This is a genomic window from uncultured Campylobacter sp. (genome assembly GCF_963517995.1).
Lineage (GTDB): Bacteria > Campylobacterota > Campylobacteria > Campylobacterales > Campylobacteraceae > Campylobacter_A.
In genome coordinates this window covers 1-4,375 of record NZ_CAUQHQ010000165.1, presented here as the reverse complement: position 1 = coordinate 4,375, position 4,375 = coordinate 1, and the positions used below count along the sequence as shown (strand labels likewise).

Genomic DNA, 4,375 nt, shown 5'->3' with positions numbered 1-4,375 from the left:
TAAAAGGAAACGCTATGGTAAATCTCAAAGACGGCGAGCTAAAATACGAGCTTGGCGACATAAACGCGACTAGCCTAAGGGGCTTTATGGACGAGCTGGGCGCAAAAACGGGACTGGATAAAGAGATAAAAAGCTGGATCTACGGCTACGTCACGGCGGATAATTATCTCGTAAAATCGCTTCGGGGCAGGTTTGATCTAAACAAGCAAGAGCCCTATCTAAACGAGCTTAGCGCGCAAGGTTTTTCTAAAAACGTAAAGGTTAAATTTCACGAAAAACTACCCGCCGCCACCGCCGAAGCAGTCGATGTCGAGCTAAAAAAAGGCTCGCTGTTTTTCACGCTAAAAAACCCGAAATGGCAGGGCAAAAATCTAAACGCAAGCACCATTGAAATCTATAAAATTTTCGAGGAAAAAGGCGCGGGACTCACGCTAAATTTGCAAACCTCGGCCCTCTACGACAAAAGCGTAAACTCCATACTAAAAGCCTACGGCATCGAGGTTCCAGTCGAGCAGCTAAGCGGCAAAACGGACGGCAAACTCGCGCTTGATATCAAATTTGACCCGCTAGAGGTGACGACTAATGGTAAATTTAAGGTCTCAGGCGGCCAGACTCTGATCGCAGGAGCTAAATTTAACGTAGGTACCGCAGACGTCGAGCTTTTAAACGACAAACTAAAAATAAACGCAAAAAACACGGGGATGGACTTTTTTAGCGCGGACGCGGCGGTAAACCTTGATCTGGGCAAGCTCGCAGGCGACATAAACGGCACGCTAAAGGGGCTAAATTTAGCATTCGGCAAGAGCGAAATTTTAAAACTAAACGCGATGCCGTTTGCCGCTAGGCTTGATTTTAGCGGCAAGGATACGAAGCTAGATATCGCTTCGCCAGCCGCGCTGAGTTTGAAATTCGGCGCGCAAAACGAGATAAATTTGCCTGACGCAAAGAGCCTACTGCCCTACTCGCCGCTGCTAAAAAGCCTAAAAATATCAGAAGGCGGCGTAAATATAAAAACCAAAGATTTTGAAAATCTTAGCATAGAGGCTAACGACGTTAAATTTGAAACGCCGCTACTTAAAAAAGACGGCTCGCCCTACAATGCCGATAGCTTTGCGATTGGCGTAAACGCAAAGGGCGCAACGGGCAAGAGCAAAAGCGGCGGGCTAAATTTCAAAATCGCCGGAGGCAAGACGGAGCTTTTTATAAACGAGCTAGACCTTGTGCTTAGCGGCGGAGAAAATTTAAGCGAAAAAGACGGCGACATCGAGTTTGAAGCCAAGGGCTCAAATCTTATTTTAAACGATTTTAACGCGACTCTAAATCTGCTAGCATATAGCGGCCAAAGCGCGGGCGGGGCAGTGAGATTTGACGCTAAGCCCGCCCACGGCAACCTCTCTCTCATAAAGTCAAATAAAAAATTCGAAATATCCGCAAACGACATCAGAGGCGAGTTTATAAACTCGATTTTTAACATCAAAAGCTTTGAAGGCGGCAGCTTTAAACTGCGAGTTTTAGGCAAAAGCACCGATGATTTTAAAGGCGAAGCAAGGCTAATCGGCGCCACATTAAAAGACTACACGTTTTACAATCAGCTTCTTACGTTTTTAAACTCCGTGCCGTCCTTGCTCGTGTTTAAGACGCCCGACTTCGGCGCCGACGGCTATCCGGTAAAATTCGGCAAAATTTTGTTTGAGAAAAAGGCAGATACATTAAAGTTTCTAGCAATCGAGCTAGAAAGCTCGAGTGCCGATATCGGCGGTCACGGCACGATAAATCTCGCAACTAAAGAGATCGACGTGGATCTAGAACTAAAGCTGCTAAAAGACGCTAGCTCCATTATAGACAAAATCCCGCTCGTAAATCAAATCGTGCTCGGCAAAGATCGCACGCTCTCAACCGTCATCAAGGTGCGAGGAACCCTGCAAAAACCGCAGTACTCGACGCAAATCCTGCAAGATACCCTACTCTCGCCGTTTAAGATAATCAGAAACGTACTTGAAGCGCCGTTTTTGATATTTGAGTAAGTTTTCGGACCTGCTCTTACATTTGTCCTTGCGGCGAAGGCGGCTTAAATTTGCTTTTAAATCTCGCTAAAACGCTAGAAGTTAAATTTGATCCGTTTTGGCGCAAGCCGGCGGACGTAAAATTGACGAAGTTTTATTTCGGCGTGCCATCAAAATAAACACGCACTGCCTTAATTTACGAGGCCTAGGCGTAAAACTTACGACATCTTTTACTCAATAAATTCGCGCCTTTAACGCTAAATTTAGGCGCGCATCGAATGTTTGGGTAATTTATCGGTTCTACTATCTGTTTTTGAAGAGTATCACATAAAATAATGAAATATAAAAGGCTTATCCCATCCAAAGTATATCGTGCGAGATAAGCCTGTAAATTAATTACTAATAAGTTCCCATCATTCCGTTACGATATTCATAGTCTATTATATGCGTATCCGGCATAGCATCAAAATTAGGCGGATATTTTTCCCTTAAAAGGTCTAATACCCTGTTACATAGCGCGTTTCTTAGGCTAGAACTCACTCCGTCATATCGTAGAGTTACGGCATATCTCGGAACTATCCTTCCCGCGACTACGCTATAGTAGTTCCCACGCCCAATTATAAAGCATGCATAACCGTCCCCTAGGTTTACATAATTGTTTACGCTAGAATAGTTAGCACTCTGACTATCGGGGTCATAAATACTATCTGAAAAAAACGTTTCATAGGTATCATACTCTACTCTAAGGCCGTTTTTGTTTGTCGTAAAGTTACGTGTTCCTTCAAAACCAAAATGAGCATTACCATGCGCGGCAAAGTACTGCTGTGCCTCGTCAAGAACATTTACTATATTTTTAAACTCTCTCATAGCCTCTGCTTCCTGCCTGCCTACATTTAACCTAGGTACGGCTATAGCCGCTAGAGTACCTATTATAATGATGACAAATATCAGCTCTATCATAGTAAAAGCTTTTTTTGTTGCGGGCGAGCTTGTATTTTTCGTATTTTTTCGGGCTTCTTGGAGATTTAGCCCTGTTACTAAGTATTTATTTACCTTTGTTTTCACTTTTCTCCTTTGTTTTAATTTTTCGCGATTATACCAAAAACGGCGTTTAAAATGTCTTTATTTTCTTTGCAGGCGCGCGTTTTATCGCTTTGGCGCCGTTTTAAGCAATCCTTTTTATAGTTGCAAATTTAAGCTATAATCGCGCCAAAGACAAATTTAATGAGTAAAAACACTAAAGCTTGCCCGCAAAAAAAGCAGCTAAATTTAAACGCTTTTAGATAAGGTAAATAAAGGAATACTAAATGATTCATCACTTTGGGGATATGCTAGAAGGCAGAGACGATTACTGGGCGATGGTGCCGGGCGGCGAGCGTTTTAGGTATATGCTAAGCGGCGCGCAAGCTAACAAAAATCTAAAGATCGCTACCGTGGGCGCCGATACGCCTCTTTGGGAGCGGATTTTTGAGTGCGAAGGGCTAGAGGAGCTTACGCTACACTTGCCTAGCAAGGAACAAATCGCCGCGCTGCCTAAGCTAAAACGTCTAGAGCGCCTACGCATAACCAAAATCCAAGTAAAAGATATCGACTTTCTAGCCAGGTTGCCGCTTTTGCGCGAGCTGGTTTTAGAGTACGTCTCCGGCTTTTGCGATCTTTCGCCGTTAATGGAGCTAAAGAGGCTAAAATCGGCGCATTTTGAAAATTTACGAAGAGTTAGCGATTTTTCGGGGCTTAGCGGTATAGCTTTGCTGCGATATCTAGGCATAAACGGTACTCTTGATTGGGATCAGCCGATTAAGGACTTCGAGTTTTTAAGAGATTTAGGCGCGCTTGAAGCGCTAAGGCTCATTTGGGTGAAGTGCAAAGCGCCTTATCCGGTGCTCTTACCGCTTGCCACGCTTAAAAATTTAAAGAAAATAAACATCTACCCCCAAGCCTTCGCGCTAGAAGAATACGCATTAATGCAGCTCGTCTGCGAGGGCGTAGAGGGCGCGAAGATGCCGTTTACGACGGAGTTTAAGGATACGGGATACGTAAAATTTTTAGGACGAGGCTCGGGACATACCAAAATAGGAGCTAAAAACGAGGCGCAAAAGCGCGCGGAGCTTGAGCAAAAATTTGAGGCGTGCAAGCAAAAGGCGCGGGAGGTTTTGGGTATTGGCCGCTAGTTTGCGAGTTAAATAAAGCCAAATTTGATACTCCACGCCGCTTGGCTGCTCCTTGCGCTCGCGGGCTTTTGGCAAATTTAATCAAATTTGCGCTCTTTGCTATTTTTGATATGACAAAACAGCGCGCACGGGATGCCGACATAAAATCACAGCGTCAATCAAAATTTTCGCCTCTAAAATAGACTAGGCCCGATATTGATT

At 44.3% G+C, this 4,375-nt stretch carries 3 protein-coding genes; 2 read left to right on the top strand and 1 reads right to left on the bottom strand.

Features of this window, described 5'->3' with window-relative positions; all coding sequences use genetic code 11:
- The coding region (locus tag RYL88_RS11770) for an AsmA-like C-terminal domain-containing protein (protein ID WP_314991530.1) at positions 1-2,024 on the top strand (2,024 nt) is incomplete at its 5' end.
- 378 nt (positions 2,025-2,402) lie between these two features.
- On the opposite strand, the gene RYL88_RS11765 is transcribed toward RYL88_RS11770, so the two are convergent.
- Positions 2,403-3,068 carry a prepilin-type N-terminal cleavage/methylation domain-containing protein gene (locus tag RYL88_RS11765; protein WP_314991528.1) on the bottom strand — a complete coding sequence of 222 codons (666 nt, stop codon included), beginning with the start codon at positions 3,066-3,068 and terminating at the stop codon, positions 2,403-2,405.
- A 242-nt stretch (positions 3,069-3,310) separates the two neighbouring features.
- On the opposite strand from RYL88_RS11765, the gene RYL88_RS11760 reads away from it, so the two are divergent.
- Positions 3,311-4,174 carry a leucine-rich repeat domain-containing protein gene (locus RYL88_RS11760; protein ID WP_314991527.1) on the top strand — a complete coding sequence of 288 codons (864 nt, stop codon included), beginning with the start codon at positions 3,311-3,313 and terminating at the stop codon, positions 4,172-4,174.
- Positions 4,175-4,375: the final 201 nt, after the last annotated feature.